This is a genomic window from Corynebacterium sp. HMSC078H07 (assembly GCF_001812805.1).
In the GTDB taxonomy this organism is placed as follows: Bacteria; Actinomycetota; Actinomycetes; order Mycobacteriales; family Mycobacteriaceae; genus Corynebacterium.
In genome coordinates this window covers 35329-50834 of sequence record NZ_KV810518.1, presented here as the reverse complement: position 1 = coordinate 50834, position 15506 = coordinate 35329, and the positions used below count along the sequence as shown (strand labels likewise).

The following is a 15506-nucleotide window of genomic DNA, read 5'->3' as shown; positions in this document are numbered from 1 at the left end:
ATATCAGGTGTCCACCACATGGGGGTCAGGTCCCATCGATGCCATGCTTGCTGCCATCCACGAACAGACCGTATCCATTGCCGGCGCAGAATACGCCGAACTTGGCGTAGCAATGTCCGCCACAGATGCACTAACCAAACTCGAGCATCGTAAAGAAATCGAAGCGCAGGTACTCAAGCTGATTCAGGACATTCCGCAGACCGAGATTCTTTTATCCATGCCTGGTATCGGCCCGCGTAGCGCAGCGCAGATCCTCATGACTGTTGGCGATATGTCCGACTTCCCCGATGCAGCGCACCTAGCATCCTATGCAGGGCTATCACCGCGGACGAATCAGTCAGGAACGTCTATCATGTCGAATTCGCCTAACCGGGCTGGCAACAAAAAATTAAAGAACGCCCTATGGCAATCGTCTTTTGCATCGATCAGATTCCACGAGCGTTCCCGGCAATTCTATGAACGAAAACGCAAAGAAGGCAAAAGACACAACGCCGCAGTCGTCGCACTCGCACGCCGGCACCTCAACGTTCTCTTCGCCATGATGCGAAACGGCGAGCTCTACCGAGACATCTCCACAGTCCAGGAGGCCGCAGCAGCCTAGAACCAACAGACCCTCACCTCAAGCCGATTGCACAGCAAGCCCAATCGGCTCCTCACCATGCCCGAAAACAACATCCACAAGGAAAAGCAGAAACCCTTCACACCCCCCCAACAAACTCACCCACGGAATTGACAAACTATATAGGAACACCTCCCTGGGCGATGGTGCAGGCGCGGAGAGCGCCGCTGTTGCCGATGCCGCGCCCAACACCGCGACGGTAGTAGAGTACCCGCTGCCGGTGCAGGAGTTTGCGGTGACCCGCTACGATTTGCCCGCCGGCACCACGGTTTCCACGCAGCTTCCCGGACCGGCCATCGCCCTGGCTACTTCTGGTGTGGTCACGGTAAACGACCTGGAGCTAGCCCCGGGCGAGGCCGCCTGGTTGCCGGTAACCGGCGGCGACACTACCCGCCTTAGCGCGGCCGCGGGTAAAGATTCGCAGCTCTTTATCGCGGCGGCGCGCCCTGCGCGGCAAGTAGCGCTACCGCGCCGCTGGGGACGCCGCCGCGCGACAAGTAGCACTGTCGCGCTAACCGGCGCTATTTACGACATGGTGGGGCGGCGGAACGCAGCTGCGGCGGCTAGCAGCACTACGGTGAGTGCTACCATCCAGGCCACGAAAGCCCAGACTGCGGTGCCGGGCTGGCCGGTGGCAAGGATTTCGGCGCTTGGCGTGCCGTCGATGGCGGCGCCGGCGCGGGCGGCGAAGGTAAGCGGATTCCACCGGGCGATGGGTTGAACCACACCAGCGAATTGCTCCACGGGCACGAGGCCGCCGTTAAGTGCCATGGCCGCCATGATGATGGGGGCCGGGCCAATGGCGGCCTCCGGGGTGGCGCACATCGCGCCCACCATGGCCGATAGCGAGGCGGCCACCACCGCGCCGAAGATGATGACTAACAGCACCCAGCCAAACCCGGCCAGCGTGTGAATACGCAGGCCAGAAGCCACGGAAGCCAGCAGCACCGCGCAGCCGGAGATAAGGCTGCGTAAGGAATCGAAACACCAGCGGCCGAAGATCTCCGGGCTGGTGCCGTAGCGCGTGGTCGCGATGCGGGTGGTGATACCGCGTTGGCGTTCCTTAATTATCTGCGCGGCGGCGGAGGTGCCATTCATCAGTTCGCTGGAAAGGATGAGCGCGATGGTAAGCGGTAACGCGTCGAGCGTGGCAGAGCCTTGCGAGGCCGCCATGAGGTCGCCAAACAGCCACCGCATGACCAGGAACATCAAAACGGGACCAGCCACGGTATTGGTAATTACCGCGCTATCGCGGCGGGCGGCGCGCAGGTGCCTTCCAAAATGCGTGGCGACAGTGGACAGCCAGGTGGTGTCGTGCGACACGGTGGCGGTGGTGTGGTTAGTCATGTTTCCTCCCCTGGAAAGCGGTGATAAAGCCCCATACGCCAACGACGGTCATGGCGATGAGCCAGCACAGTGCTTCGACTCCGCGCGCCCCCAGGGCAGCGCCACCTAGTAGGTTGCGGGCGGTGTCCAAGATGGGAGATAGCGGTACGTGCCGGATGATGGGGCCAATGCCGCCGGGCAGCGCATCCGCAGGCACGAATGCGGTGGAGAACATCACCATGACCAGCACGAGGTTTTGGAAGAGCAAGGACGCCGAGGTGGGCTTGGGGGCCAACAGGCAGGAGCCATCGATAAACGCGGAGAGGATGATGGTGAGGGCGGCGAAAAGGGCGATGGTAAGGATAATACGACCCGGTCCGGCAGCGTAGCGGGCACCGAGCAGGATCGTGGTGAGGACGACGATGCTGCACGACCACGCGGCGCGGGTGAGATCTGCCAGCAGCCGGCCGACGACCGTGGCCCAGGCGGGCGTCCCGGTGGCGCGGATGCGGTCGTGGATGCCGTTTTCGGCGTCACGCGTAATCGCCAAGGAGGAGCCCCCGGCGGCGAACACAATCGCCTGAATAACGCCGGCGGGCAGGAGGAAGGCGGCGTAATCGATGCCGAGTTCCGTCGAAGCCTTGGCGAAGGTGGCGTAAAAGATGACCATGAACAGGCTGGGTATTGCCACGGCGGAAACCATTACGGCCTTGTTGCGGACGGTGCGCAGGACATTGCGGTGCCACGAGGCAGCGACTGCTCCGAGCGCGTTCACTGGGAGCCTCCACCGGTGTGGGGAGCCTGCTGCGCGATGTCGCCGGACCCGGCGATAGCGAAGTAGACATCGTCCAAGGAGGGCGGAACCAAGGAGACGTCCGCGACCGAGGTGTCGTCGCCATCCCACAAGGCCAGCGCCCGGACTAGGGTGCGGTGGCCATCGGGCGCATCGACGCGCAATACGGTGTCCTCTTGGCGGCAGTCGATGCGGTGTTCTTGCAAGGTGTGGGTGAGGCGTGCGGCATCGTCCGGGCTAGACATCGTGATGAGGCACACCGTGGTGCCATAGCGGTCCTTGAGCTCGGCGGGGGTGCCTTCGTCGAGCACCTTGCCTCCGGCGAGCACGGCGACGCGGTCTGCGAGCTGGTCAGCTTCTTCCAGGTATTGGGTAGTAAGCAGGATCGAGGTGCCGTCGGCCGCCAGCCCGCGGACGGTATCCCACACGGAGCTGCGCGCGGCGGGGTCGAGGCCCGTGGTCGGCTCGTCGAGGAACAGCAGCGCGGGCGGGACAGTGAGGGAGGCGGCGATATCTAACCGCCGGCGCATGCCGCCCGAGTATGCCGAAACCAGGCGGTCGGCGGCGCCAACCAGATCGAAGCGCTCAAGAAGTTCCGCGGCGCGGGCCTTCGCATCGCTAGCTTTAAGCCCTGCCAGGCGGCCAAAGAAGATGAGGTTTTCCTTGCCGGTAAGCTCCTCATCCACTGCGGCGTATTGCCCGGTCAGCGCGATGGAAGCGCGCACCTTGGAAGGATCCGTGGCTAAGTTGTGGCCATCGATGATGGCGGTTCCGCCCGTGGCGGGCAGCAGCGTGGAAAGGACATTGACCAAGGTTGTCTTGCCGGCACCATTGGCGCCTAGGACGGCGAGGATGCCCCCGCGCGGAATGGCGAGGGTCACACCGCGCAGGATTTCCGTTCGCTTCTTGACTTTTCCCAGGCTACATCGCAGATCTTGGACATCAAGCACCAGGTCGCGGCCTTTTGCGTGGGCGCTGGTTGAGGGGACTGCGGTGGCGCTGGGGTCACCGCTAGCGGTTGCCGTGGTGGGGTTTTCTTTCATGATTCATCCCTGGATATACGTCAACGGTCTATTAGACGGCGCACCGATTCTCCTACCGCAGAAGGAAAACCGATTATTGCCCGCGAACGATGGATTGTGGTCCACGGAGCAAGCGCCTGGGGTAGTGCCAACTAATCCTTAGAAAATGATGTATGTCTAGCGGCACCGGGTCGTGCACAGCGCCCCGCAGGAGAGGGCTGCACAGGTCGGCTGATCGGCGGCGACGCTGCAGGTTGCTGCAAAGTTGAGCATACCATAATTAGGCATGGCATGCTTGACAATTAAGTCGAAGGCCTGTAAGCTACCAAGTGTGAGCTAAGAATCTGGGTATTCCGACTAGTCAGGGTCAAACCGCGTGGCTGACCGTAATTCGTATTGTGGCTCGCGCCTCTCAAGCACAAAGGAGTATCCATGGATTCTCGAGAGCAAATCGAAGATAAGATTCTCTGCGGTCAGCCCTTCCGCCCTATTGAGGACCCGGATCTCTATTACGAGATGATGGAGGCGGCGGAGAAGTGTCACGATCTCAACCAGCTTCGTCCACTTCAAACAGCGGAGAAGCAGGCAGTGATGGCAGACCTGCTTGGTGAACTTGGGGGAGCGCTTAATGGTTTTCCTGCCATTTCATGTCCAATATGGCTCGAAAATCAAGGTCGGAGATGGCGTGACCTTCAATCGAGGAACGACGGTACTTGATATGGCCCCGGTGACATTTGGCAATGAGGTCATGGTTGGTCCATGGTGTTCCTTCTTTGCTGGCAATCACGCCTTAGACCCCGTAGAGCGGCAATACATGGTGTGTACCGGGGGTGCGATCACCATACAAGACCATGTGTGGCTTGGTGGCAATTGCACGGTAACTGCGGGTGTCACGATTGGGCATGGTGCAGTAATTGGTGCTGGCAGTGTTGTGACAAGAGATATTCCGCCCATGGTACTCGCAGCCGGTAATCCGTGCCGAGTCATTCGTGATATTGGCCCGGAAGATAAGCTCATGGGGGAGTCTTGGGTTCCTGAGTGGCCTAGTTGGATTACGGATTGAGACGGCTGTGAAAGTTCTCGCGGTCGTCCTGGGTTCTGAGGGTGATATGCTGCCATTTGCGCACCTTGGTGTCGCACTTCGAGATCGTGGCCACCAGTTTGTTTTGGCTGGGTTTAGCGAATTCGGCGGGAGTTTTCGTGCAAACGGGGTGGACTACATCGAGTTACCCGGTGATTACCGGGCGTTAATGAAGCGCCTTTTGGGCGATAGTAAAGGCATGATGGACACTGTCTTAGGTATCCGTGAGATGATATCTGACGCCCACGTTTTCGATGTGTTAGAGCATGCCATGGATGGCGTTGACGTGGTCATGTACACCCAATTCAGTGAAGTTGCTCGGTTGTTAGGGGCTGCACGCGGAGTCCCCAGCGTTCGGGTGCAGGTTTTCCCTACCGAACCCTGCCTCCGTTACAGCCTCGTGGATCCGCGAAAACTGGACGGCTCTGTCGGAGCTCTGGTCACCCACTGGATGTCCAATACTCTGATGGCTTGGGCGATGCGCCCAGTGATAGCGGCATGGCGCCGTAGGTTGGGGCTGCGTCAGCGAGCGCTCTCCTCTCCACCAACCACGATCTACCAATTCAGTCCCGCGTTGAGTCCGCCGGCGCCGGAATGGAAAAACCACATTCACGTCACTGGCGAGTGGCTTGACCCGCACCACAGTGAACTCGCCCTAGACCCAGCAGTCGAGGAGTTTGTGGCTGCCGGCTCGGCCCCGGTTCTGGCAAGCTTTGGGAGTATGGTCTCAGATCGCGTTTATGACCTTCAACGATGGACTCGAGACGCGTGCATCGAGCATGGTCTGCGGGCGATAATCGTCGATCCCGATCATGAGCCTGGTGTGAGAGAAGGAATCCTCACCGTCGCCCGGGTCCCGTTCGCGACTGTGCTTCCGTGGTGCCGTGCAGGCATCTGCCACGGCTCACTGGGCACCACCGGGGCGATCCTGCGCGCCGGCAAGCCGTGCCTTGCGGTTGCATTCGGTGGTGACCAACACTTCCATGCCAACGCAGTTTGTCGAAACGGTGCCGGGCCGAACTATATTGACGCCCAGCGAGGCGAACTGAGTGCCCAGTCCCTGGCCGCCGGAATTGCCGATTTGGTAAGTGGAGCATACGACTCCGCAGCCCGCAGGATGCCCGAGTTGCTTGCCACAGACCCGGGTACCGTCGCAGCAGTAGAAATCGTGCTTAATCAGTCCGACCTAGCGAAAGGCGAAAAATGACAGAAATCAGCTGCGAGGGAGTCTTTCCGTTTGTGGCCGGACATCGCACTGGAACCCTCTTGTTTTGCTTCCATCACGCAGGAGGCAGCGCTTCCGTCTATCGTGGATGGGTGGGGGTCAACCCAAGCATTGACGTGGTGCCGGTGGAGCTTCCCGGAAAGGCAACCCGTCGCCGAGAGAAATGGGTAAGCGACTTTGACAAGCTCGCCGATATGTGCGCAACCGAGATAGTAGATCTGGCGGCGGGCGCGCCGATTGCGTTGTACGGCCACTCCATGGGGGCAGCGCTGGCCTACCAGGTTGCTGCCTGCCTGCAGCAGATGCATCGGCCCACTATACCGGAAGCCGTGGTGGTGGCCGCACGGCAGGCGCCCGGAGAAACCGTGCCTGGGGAATACCACTCGTCAATGGGGTTCGGTGCGCTGCGCAGGGAGTTTGAGAAGGTAGGTGGCACACCACCTGAGATCCTTGCCAATGATGATGTGATGAAGCTGCTGCTCGCTGACATTCGTCGCGATTATGTGTTACACGAGGGCTTTCACCATGCAACCACGGTGCTTCGCTCTCCTGTGCTGGCATTGGCGGGGGATAGCGACCCAGCTGTCAGCCCAGAGATGCTTTCCCGGTGGGAAAATTTTACCAGCGGTAGTTTTGAACTGAAGGTCCTGCCGGGTGGGCATTTCTTCCCGCTCGATACTGGAACCGAGTTCCTCGACCTGCTTGCCGGTTTTCTAGCGGGAATTACTGGGAACACTGCCTGGTTAGCGCGGAACAATGCGTGATTGTGACTGTTAAGTAAAGAGGCCCCGATGACCGAACAAAAACCACCCATTACCTTTAGGCAAATATCTCAACCTGCCCACCGGCAGATCACGGTGTCGCTGCTATTGGCGGTGCTGGCGGCGGTTTTGTCGCTGGTGCCGGTAATCGTGCTGGTTGAGCTGGTGCGCACCGTAATGCTGTCCTTCCAGGGAGAGCCGATAGATGCGTCAAAGCTGTGGCTGCTAGTCGCGGCGCTCATGGTGGCCACCGTCCTACATGGACAGGCAACCGTGAAGAGCCTCCAGGTAAGCCACCAGGCCGACGGCCTTTTGGGCGAGCACTTACGCCAGCAGCAGATTACCAAGCTGGGTAGGCTCCCGCTGTCTTGGTTTACGCGGACACCTTCGGGGACTGTGAAAACCTACATCGAAGACGACGTCACCAAGATCCACCAGCTCATCGCCCACGCGCCGCACGATTATTCGGCCGGTGTACTCGTACCGCTATTGAGCCTGGGATACATGTTCGTGGTGGACTGGCGGATAGGCCTGCTGGGCCTGGTACCACTGCTGTTGGCAGTGGCCACCATGCCGTTTATGATGCGCGAGTTTCAAGAAAAGGCGGAGAAATTTAAGTCCAGCCAGAAGCAGCTAGACGCCGCCGTCGTAGAGTTGGTGCGCGGCATCCCGGTTATCAAGGTGTTTGTTCCGGAAGGCTACGACGAGAGCATTTTCCTTAGTCGTTCCCGGAGTTTTGGTGGGTTCTATCGCGAGTGGTTGCACGCCACCGTACACCCCACCGCTTTGATGAAGATCTTCACCTCCACCGGGTTTGGCCTGCTGGTGGTAGCCGCGGCCAGCCCGTGGCTCATCACGTCTGCGGGCGTACCAGTGGCCGATGTGCTGGCAGCGTTTTTGTTCATCAACAACATCGCCGCGCCTCTGCTTATGCTTTCGCGCACTAACATCATGTTTTCGGAGGCGAAGGCTGCCGCGGCGGATCTCACCGAGTTCTTCAACATCCCGGTATTGCCGCCCGCTGCTGGCGGCAGGGAGCCTGCAAACGCCGGAATTGAGTTGAAAGATTTAAGCTTCTCCTACGTGCCGGACACCCCGGTGCTTTCCGGCATTAACCAAAAACTTACCGCCGGCAGCATCACTGCGGTGGTGGGACCTTCCGGCTCGGGGAAGTCCACGTTAGCCGCGCTCATCCCCCGGCTATTAGACCCCACGGAGGGGTCGGTGCGCATTGGTGGCGTCCCTAGTACTGATCTCCGATCTGACCAGCTCTACCGTAGGGTAGGGTTCGTCTTCCAGGACCCTTACCTTATGCGGATGAGCGTGCGGGATAACATTCGCCTCGCTCACCCGGAGGCCACCGACGCAGACGTGGTTCGCGCCGCCCGCGCCGCCCAGATTCATGAGCGCATTACCCATCTGCCGCGCGGCTACGACTCGGTGGTGGGAGAGGACGCGCAGCTTTCCGGTGGCGAGCAGCAGCGGCTGGCTATTGCCCGGTCCATCTTGCTCGACGCGCCGATCCTCGTGTTGGATGAGGCCACCGCTTTTGCGGATCCGGACTCCGAGGCCGCGATCCAGCGGGCCATTACCGAGCTGGTGGCCGGGCGCACGCTAGTAGTTATCGCACACCGGCTCCACACGATCACCGGCGCTGACCGGATCCTCATGCTGGAAAACGGTGAGGTCACCGAAGCAGGCACTCACGAAGAGTTAGTGGCGGCAGGCAAGGGCTACGCCACGATGTGGGCACGCTACCAAACCGCGCAGGCGGGCATCCAAGGGGAGGAAAAATAATGATCCGCACGCTCTATTCACTGGGCAGTCCGGCTGATCGTCGCCGTCTGGTGCTGGTCCTTACGCTAATTGGGATTTCCGCGGTGGCGTTGGCCATTGGCCTTATCCTCATTGCACTGTTTTTGGACACGCTGTTTAGCGAAGATCCCGCGCAGGCCGCAGCATGGTTGCCCTGGATCATTATCTCCGTCCTCGTCTACGCCGCCGCAGACTGGCCCACTGAGGTTATTGCCCAGGACCTGGGGCATGATTACGTGCTGCGCATCCACCGGCTTATCGCCGATCGCACGGCACAGCTACCCCTGGGCTATTTTGAAGAAGATCGCGCCGGCCAGATCGGTGTTGTAGCCACCAGCGGTGCGCTGTTTGCCGCTAACGCGCCGGCAATGATGCTGCGGCCCATGCTGCACGGTGCTGCCTCGGCCGGTTTGGCTTGCGTGTTTCTCATCGCCGTGGACTGGCGGCTGGGGCTGGTTACCGTTGCAGTGGCTGCCGTGGTGTGGTTCGCCTATAACCGCCTAATGCGGCAGTACCGCGTGGCAGAGCGCCAGAAGGGCGAGCGCAACGAGCACGGCGCCGCGGAGGTGCTGGAGTTCGCCCAGGTGCAGCCGGTGCTGCGCACGGCTGGGCTGGATTCGCTGGGGGAGCGCGCCGTGCGCGCCTCGATTCGAGAGCAGCTTAGCGCCCAGCAGCACACCCAGAAGACAGGTGAGATGATCATGGGTCGTCTGGCTTTAATCATCATGGTCGGTACCGTGGTCATTGATGCCCTGGCCACCGTGCTACTTCTCAACCACTGGCTAGAAGCAGGCACCTACATTGGCGTCATTGTGTTGGTGTTCATCCTGGCTCGCGTTGCTATGTCGGGCATACCCTACGGCGAGGGCTTGGAATCCGCGCGCAATACCTTAGATGAGATCCAAAAGATCCTCGATGCGCGGGTGTTGCCGGAGCCTGCGGTTCCGGCGGCGCCACGCGACTATGGCATCGAGTTCGATGGGGTGGGCTTTGGCTACGAACCCAACACCCCAGTGGTCCGCGACGTGAGTTTCCGCGTGGCGCCCGGAACTACTACTGCGTTGGTGGGTCCCAGCGGCTGTGGCAAGAGCACCTTGCTAAAACTTGCGGCACGCTTCTATGACGTTGACCAGGGGACCATCCGTATCGGTGGTGTGGATATTCGCGATCTTGGCTCCCGGGCGGTGTTGGATTCGCTGGCTATGGTGTTCCAATACGTGTACCTCTTCGAGGACACACTGTATGAAAACATCCGCCTGGGCTGCCACAATGCAACGCGGGAGGAGGTGCTCCGCGCAGCGGAGTTGGCCGGTGTCACCGAGATTGCCCGGCAGCTGCCGCAGGGGTTTGACACCCTGATTAGCGAGGGCGGGCAGAATCTCTCCGGTGGTGAGCGTCAGCGTGTCTCCATCGCTCGTGCGCTACTGAAGGACGCGCGGATCGTGCTGCTTGATGAGGCGACTAGCTCTCTAGACGTGCAGAATGAGCACCTTGTGATGCGCGGTATGAAAACGCTTTCTGCCGAGCGCACCATCGTCGTCATTGCGCACCGGCTGCACACCATCCGCGACGCGGACCAGATTGTGATGATGAGTCCCTCCGGCACCGTGGAGTCTATCGGCAACCACGAGGAACTCATGGAGAGTTCCCCACGCTACCGCAGCTTCTGGGGTGAAAAGAGCGACGCCACCAGCTGGAAGCTGTAGGGACTAGCTGTCGCGGCCGCGTAGATACCGCACCGTGCGCGCCAGTGCGAGATCATCGCACGGTTCGCAGGCGGTAAGGCGGCCTTTTTCCACGCGCAGGAGAAGATCGCAGCACCGCGCCACCAGCTCCATGTCATGGGTTACTACCAAAACGGTCTTGCCCTGCCGGGCTAGGGCGTCTAGCAGGTGGGCCACCCGGTGCATGCGGCACAGGTCCAGCCCGCTGGTGGGTTCATCGAAGACGATTACCTCGCGCTCACTTAGGACTGCTGAGGCGATGGCCACGCGCTGGCGTTCGCCGCCCGAAAGCGACATCGGGTGCCGGGCCCGCTTGTCCGCGAGATCAAGTGCACCAAGCACCTCGGTAAGGCGCGCTTCGTTTTTCCCATCCGGTCCACTGGTGCCGATGATTACGTCGGACTCCACGCTCTCCCCGAAAAGCTGGTGGTTTACGTCCTGCATTACTAAATAGGACTGGCGCAGGCGCTGCCGGGGACCCGAGAGCGAGCGGTTATTGATGTCCACCACGCCGGTGGCCTTAGATTCCAGGCCAGTCAGAACGCGCACAAAGGTAGATTTTCCGGCCCCGTTGCGTCCTACCACGCCGATGACTTGCCCTTGCGGCAACTCCGTGTGGCTGATGCTCAGGGATGGCTCTGTAGCCTTGGGGTAGGTGAACTGTAGCTTTTTGAGCACCATCGTGCCACTTGAAGGGCGTGGCTCGCGGGTCACCTCGGGGACCTGCTGCGCTGAGCGCAAGCCCATGCGGTACAGTTCGGCCTTGTCTAGGGTGCGAAACTCCGAGCCGCTGAGATCATGAGCGATCTGCCCGTCCTGCATAACCAGCACTCGGTCCACGATGTCAACTAGGTAGGAAAGCCGATGCTCAGCGATCAGGACGGTGCGGCCCTGTGTCTTCCACTGCGCGACGATGCGGCGCAGCTCATCGACGGCGGCGAGGTCGAGATTTGATGATGGTTCGTCTAGTAGTAGTACCTGTGGGTGCATCGCGGCCACTGAAGCGCATGCTATTTTTTGTTTCTGGCCGCCGGAAAGTGTGAACAGGTGCCGGTCGAGGAGATGAACCATGCCGAAATCTGCGGAAAGTTCCCCAATACGCTGTCGAATCTCGTTGGGCGCCACGCCGAGGTTTTCGCAGCCAAAGGCGAGTTCGCTGGCTACTTCCAGCGTGAAAAATTGCGACTTGGGGTTTTGGAACACTGAGCCTACGCGTTCGGCGATGTCGTGTGGGTGGGCATGAGTGATGTCTTCGTCGTCCAGCAGCACCTCCCCCGAAATCTGGGCGTCGCAGAACGTGTGCGCCACGCCGTTTATCAGGCGTAGCAGGCTGGACTTACCGCAGCCTGATTCGCCACACACTAGAACTAGTTCGCCCTTCGCCACGGTGAGATTTACGTGGTGCAGCACCGGCTCCGCTGTGTTTTGACTATAGGATAGTGACACATCGTGCAGCTTTATCACGGCAGCATCACTATATTTACCAGTAGTAGGATCAGGGACACGACGAGCACGCTTATGACTATTGCGTCGCCTACGCGGAAGCCTATCTCGCACAGCGTGGTTCGTCGGCGAGGCGAGCCCAATCCGCGGGTCACTGCAGACATAGCCAGCTCGTTGCCGATGCTCACAACGGACGCCAACAGTGGCACAAAGCGGTATTCGAGCATAGCGATCGGGTTGCGCAGGCCCGAGATGCCACGCATCTGCATGGCGGTGCGGATATCGCGGTATTCCTCGAGAATCGTCGGGAAGAACCGGAACATGATGGACGTGGGGATGGTCAGGGCGTCGGGGCTCCGCATGCGCTGCATCGCGGCCATGAATTCGCTGGCCGAGACGGTGCGTAGTAGGTACCAGCAGCACGTGATGCCAGGGAGGATGAGCGAAAGCCCTGCGAACCACGTAGCGCACACGTCCACGATGATGTGGCGCTCGGGCAGGGCCTGTACCACCACCGCAGGAAAGCCAGCGAGCACCGCGAAGGTGAGTGCGTATCGCAGTGCAGCGGCCACCATGCCGGAGGCGAGGAAAAGTGCCCCGGGAACGGCAATGAGCATCCACCGGGCGGTGCTGCCCAGCGCCCCACTGGACCCGGCCGGTGAGATGAGCACCGAGGACACCACGAGGATGACCAGCACCGTGGTGCGTGGGTCCAGATGGAGTCCCGCTGTGTGCGTGCCTGATCCGGGCAAAGTGGGCGACATCAGGCGATTCCTGCTCGCTGGAAGTGCTTGGTGAAGATGCGCCGGCCGAGGATCCCGCCGAGGATCCCGCAGACGAAGGTTACTATCACAATGATGAGGAATAGCCAAGTCATCTGGCCAATAGAGGTGAGGCCATCCGCGAAACTAGCACCATATTTGGTCTGCATGCCGCTGCTCTCTATGTAGCGCCGAGTGGTGAAGAAAAGCGGAATATATGATGCGGTGGGTGACACTGCTATAAAGGCATAGGCGATCACACTGTGTATTGCGCTCGTATACTTGCCGGCGCGCAAAATTAACTCGGCAAACACGGCCATGACCAAGCTGAGCAGCAGTGGCCATATGCCTAAACCAAGCAGCAGGCTGGCGAGGCCGCTGAGAAGAAGGAATATGAAGACCATGCCGGGCTTGTGCACCTTGGCCAAGAACAGCATCATCGGGATGCCCAGGATGAGGGCCTGAACGCTGGTGATCATCACGTAGGTGATGGGGGTGATGCCGATGAAGGCGATGACCACGCCGGCTACCAAGTTGATGACGAAGAAGATGCCGATGTTCATCAGGTCGGTGATGTTCAGCCGTCCTGCTTTTGCATCTTTCGGGGTGGTGTGGGGAGTACTGGGCATGATGTTTCCTTTCAGATTAGGCTGCTTGTGCGTAGCACTGGGTTGGGGGCAAGTGGCTTGTCAGGTGAGTGAAACAGGTGTGGCATGAACTCTAAATTTCGCCTTCTTCTACGTCGCTGCCGACGATGTTGGCGATCAGGTCGGACAATTCTCGGACCGTTGGATGGTTGAATACGTCACGTATGGAGATCTCTACTGACATTTCTCGACGAATCGAGTTAGTAAGCCGCACGGCCGTGAGCGAGTCGGCACCGATGGTGAAGAAGTCATCGTCGATGCTGATCTCCTTGGGCCCGAGGAGTTCTTGCAAGATGGTAATGATACCCGAATCTCGGTGATTACGAGAGCGTTCCCTTGTTTGTGGTTGTTCAAAGGTTTTTCCTTCTAAACTCTTGCGATCAATCTTGCCGTTCCAAGACCGTGGTAGCCCATCAATGCGTGATATCACGCGTGGACGCATATAGGCAGGGAGAGACTCGGCGAGGTGGTTATTGAGTGCTGCCATGTTAAAGCCCTCATGCGTAACAACGTAGAGAACAATGCCATGGTCGTTGACAGCGACGCAATCGCGGAGTTCGTTGAATTTTCGTGCTGTTGACTCGATCTCACCGAGTTCGATGCGGTAGCCGTTGACCTTAACCTGACCGTCCTCGCGCCCCAGGAAGATGATGTGACCAAGGTGATTGTAGAGGGCCTTGTCGCCCGTGCGGTACATTCGTTCGCCGGTGCGGGGGTGGGTGATGAATGATGCTGCGGTCTTCTCTGGGTCCTTCCAGTACCCCATGGCCAGGCCACGTCCGGCAATGTAAAGGTCTCCCGGCACATGCGTGGGTCGGGGGTTCAGGGCCTCATCGAGGATGTACATTCGCTGATTTGCCAGCGGCGTTCCATAGGGAATGCTGGTACGCGAGGCATCATCGACGCCTACCTCGTACCAGTTTGACCATATCGATGCCTCGGTAGCACCCCCAGCAGCGAAAACTGTGCAGTCCCGGAAGAGGGTGCTGACCTGGTAAGCGATATTTACAGGTATCCAATCTCCGCTGAGTAGTGCCGACCGTACGGAGGAACCAATGAGGCTCCGTTCGCGGAGGTGTTCCACGTACATCGAAAAAAGTGCTGGCACAGAGTTCCACAGCGTCACCGAGTGCGTAGTTACGGCATCTGCCCAGCACTGCGGATCACGTTTGTCTGCTGGAGATGGCAACACCAAGGTAGCACCCCGCGCGAACATCCCGAAGATGTCGTATACCGATAGATCGAAGTTTAGCTCTGAAATCCCCAATATCCGGTCGGTCGGAGTCACCCCGAGGCGTTCGTTGACATCGACAATCGTATTGACCGCCGACTCGTGGGTGATGGCTACTCCTTTGGGAGTGCCCGTCGTACCAGACGTGTAGATGACGTACGCAAGCGAGCTGGGTGTCGGACTCGATTCGCTTAAGGCCTGGTCACCTGGCCGATGCCGGGCGACATCGGCCAGAGTGATGACTGTGCAGTGCTCGGCTAACGCAGCGAAATCATCGTCCGGATGGTCCATCGCAACAATGGATGCACCCGCATCGTTGATGATGGAAGTGTTACGCCCCACCGGTTGGTCCACGCTCAGCGGCAAGTAGGCGCATCCGGCCTTCATTGCGCCTAGTACCGCTGCGATCTGTTGTGCGGACTTTTCCATCATGATGCCAACGAGATCACCAGGCGCCGGGTCAGTTGCAGCAATAAGCTGGGCCCACTTATCCGACTGCTCATTGAGTTGCTCGTATGTCCATTGCGTGGTGGCGTCTATCACCGCGAGGTTGTCACCATGCTCGGCAAGTCCCTTCTGATACAGCCCCAGTAGGCTCTTATCCGCTCCGGGGAGTTCCCGGTCTGTGTCGTTGATTCGATCTGCGGTGGGCGCGTTGGTCGTCGGAGCTATGGTACTGGTGGGCGCGTTCCAGAGTTCAGGGGACTCTGCGAGGTGCGAGAGAGTGGCTGTAAGGCTGGTGAAAAGCTCCGCCACCATGTCGTCGGGGAAGATCGCATGGTTAGCGCCGCTGCCCATCGTCGAGGCGAAGATGCAGGCGCCGTCGAGGAAGCCGGGGGCGTCGAAAAGCAGGCGTATTACCATCTGCCCACCGTTGGAATAACCGCAGGCGTAGGTGCGCTGCGTGCCGTATTCCTCCTGCACGGTGGCGGCGACGTGCTGGAGAAAGGCGACGTCGTCAATGCCAAGCTCACGGGCCTTGACCGGCAGTACCCCGCGGGCGTCGTTGAAGTGCCTATCCACACCGTCGGGGTAGACAACCACCGTGCCCGTGCGGG

The 15506-nt window shown here is 59.8% G+C and carries 14 protein-coding genes; 7 read left to right on the top strand and 7 right to left on the bottom strand.

Annotation, left to right across the window (positions count from 1 at the left end):
- Positions 1 to 601: transposase (locus tag HMPREF2875_RS13365; protein ID WP_141754631.1), on the top strand; the 601-nt coding region annotated here is incomplete at its 5' end.
- Between the two features lie 543 nt (positions 602 to 1144).
- Here HMPREF2875_RS13365 and HMPREF2875_RS12080 read toward each other — a convergent pair.
- Genes HMPREF2875_RS12080 through HMPREF2875_RS12070 form a run of 3 tightly spaced genes read right to left on the bottom strand, consistent with a single transcriptional unit; the run spans position 1145 to position 3781 of the window.
- Positions 1145 to 1966: an ABC transporter permease gene (locus tag HMPREF2875_RS12080; RefSeq protein WP_014303356.1), complete on the bottom strand. Its 822-nt coding sequence runs from the start codon at positions 1964 to 1966 to the stop codon at positions 1145 to 1147.
- Complete coding sequence (locus HMPREF2875_RS12075) at positions 1959 to 2720, bottom strand: ABC transporter permease (protein ID WP_014303357.1); 762 nt, start codon at positions 2718 to 2720, stop codon at positions 1959 to 1961. The genes HMPREF2875_RS12080 and HMPREF2875_RS12075 overlap by 8 nt, the downstream gene beginning before the upstream one ends.
- A complete protein-coding gene (locus HMPREF2875_RS12070; RefSeq protein ID WP_014303358.1) occupies positions 2717 to 3781 on the bottom strand; it encodes an ATP-binding cassette domain-containing protein in 1065 nt (354 codons plus the stop codon). Before HMPREF2875_RS12070 ends, HMPREF2875_RS12075 begins: the two co-directional genes overlap by 4 nt.
- Positions 3782 to 4192: 411 nt before the next feature.
- Here HMPREF2875_RS12070 and HMPREF2875_RS14065 point away from each other — a divergent pair, with 411 nt between their 5' ends.
- The 6 genes from HMPREF2875_RS14065 (at position 4193) to HMPREF2875_RS12045 (ending at position 10348) form a co-directional block, all read left to right on the top strand.
- A complete protein-coding gene (locus tag HMPREF2875_RS14065) occupies positions 4193 to 4477 on the top strand; it encodes a maltose acetyltransferase domain-containing protein (protein ID WP_234914037.1) in 285 nt (94 codons plus the stop codon).
- Positions 4389 to 4823, top strand: a complete 435-nt coding sequence (locus tag HMPREF2875_RS14210; protein WP_371327573.1) for a DapH/DapD/GlmU-related protein — start codon at positions 4389 to 4391, stop codon at positions 4821 to 4823. The genes HMPREF2875_RS14065 and HMPREF2875_RS14210 overlap by 89 nt, the downstream gene beginning before the upstream one ends.
- 217 nt (positions 4824 to 5040) lie before the next feature.
- Positions 5041 to 6048, top strand: coding sequence for a glycosyltransferase (locus HMPREF2875_RS12060; RefSeq protein ID WP_224784049.1), 1008 nt, complete (start codon positions 5041 to 5043; stop codon positions 6046 to 6048).
- Positions 6045 to 6830 carry a thioesterase II family protein gene (locus tag HMPREF2875_RS12055; protein WP_023018093.1) on the top strand — a complete coding sequence of 262 codons (786 nt, stop codon included), beginning with the start codon at positions 6045 to 6047 and terminating at the stop codon, positions 6828 to 6830. The genes HMPREF2875_RS12060 and HMPREF2875_RS12055 overlap by 4 nt, the downstream gene beginning before the upstream one ends.
- A 27-nt stretch (positions 6831 to 6857) precedes the next feature.
- A complete protein-coding gene (locus HMPREF2875_RS12050) occupies positions 6858 to 8624 on the top strand; it encodes an ABC transporter ATP-binding protein (protein WP_034970331.1) in 1767 nt (588 codons plus the stop codon).
- The gene (locus tag HMPREF2875_RS12045; RefSeq protein ID WP_070673459.1) at positions 8624 to 10348 is read left to right on the top strand and encodes an ABC transporter ATP-binding protein; all 1725 of its coding nucleotides are present in this window, start codon (positions 8624 to 8626) and stop codon (positions 10346 to 10348) included. The genes HMPREF2875_RS12050 and HMPREF2875_RS12045 overlap by 1 nt, the downstream gene beginning before the upstream one ends.
- 3 nt (positions 10349 to 10351) lie before the next feature.
- Here the strand turns inward: HMPREF2875_RS12045 and HMPREF2875_RS12040 are convergent, their stop codons facing one another.
- The 4 genes from HMPREF2875_RS12040 to HMPREF2875_RS12025 all read right to left on the bottom strand — a co-directional run.
- Complete coding sequence (locus HMPREF2875_RS12040; protein WP_246817115.1) at positions 10352 to 11812, bottom strand: ABC transporter ATP-binding protein; 1461 nt, start codon at positions 11810 to 11812, stop codon at positions 10352 to 10354.
- A 14-nt stretch (positions 11813 to 11826) separates the two neighbouring features.
- Positions 11827 to 12573, bottom strand: coding sequence for an energy-coupling factor transporter transmembrane component T (locus HMPREF2875_RS12035; protein ID WP_014303365.1), 747 nt, complete (start codon positions 12571 to 12573; stop codon positions 11827 to 11829).
- Positions 12573 to 13199: an MptD family putative ECF transporter S component gene (locus tag HMPREF2875_RS12030; RefSeq protein ID WP_014307391.1), complete on the bottom strand. Its 627-nt coding sequence runs from the start codon at positions 13197 to 13199 to the stop codon at positions 12573 to 12575. Before HMPREF2875_RS12030 ends, HMPREF2875_RS12035 begins: the two co-directional genes overlap by 1 nt.
- Before the next feature lie 91 nt (positions 13200 to 13290).
- Positions 13291 to 15506, bottom strand: a 2216-nt coding sequence (locus tag HMPREF2875_RS12025; protein ID WP_246817114.1) for an amino acid adenylation domain-containing protein, incomplete at its 5' end; no start/stop codon positions are given.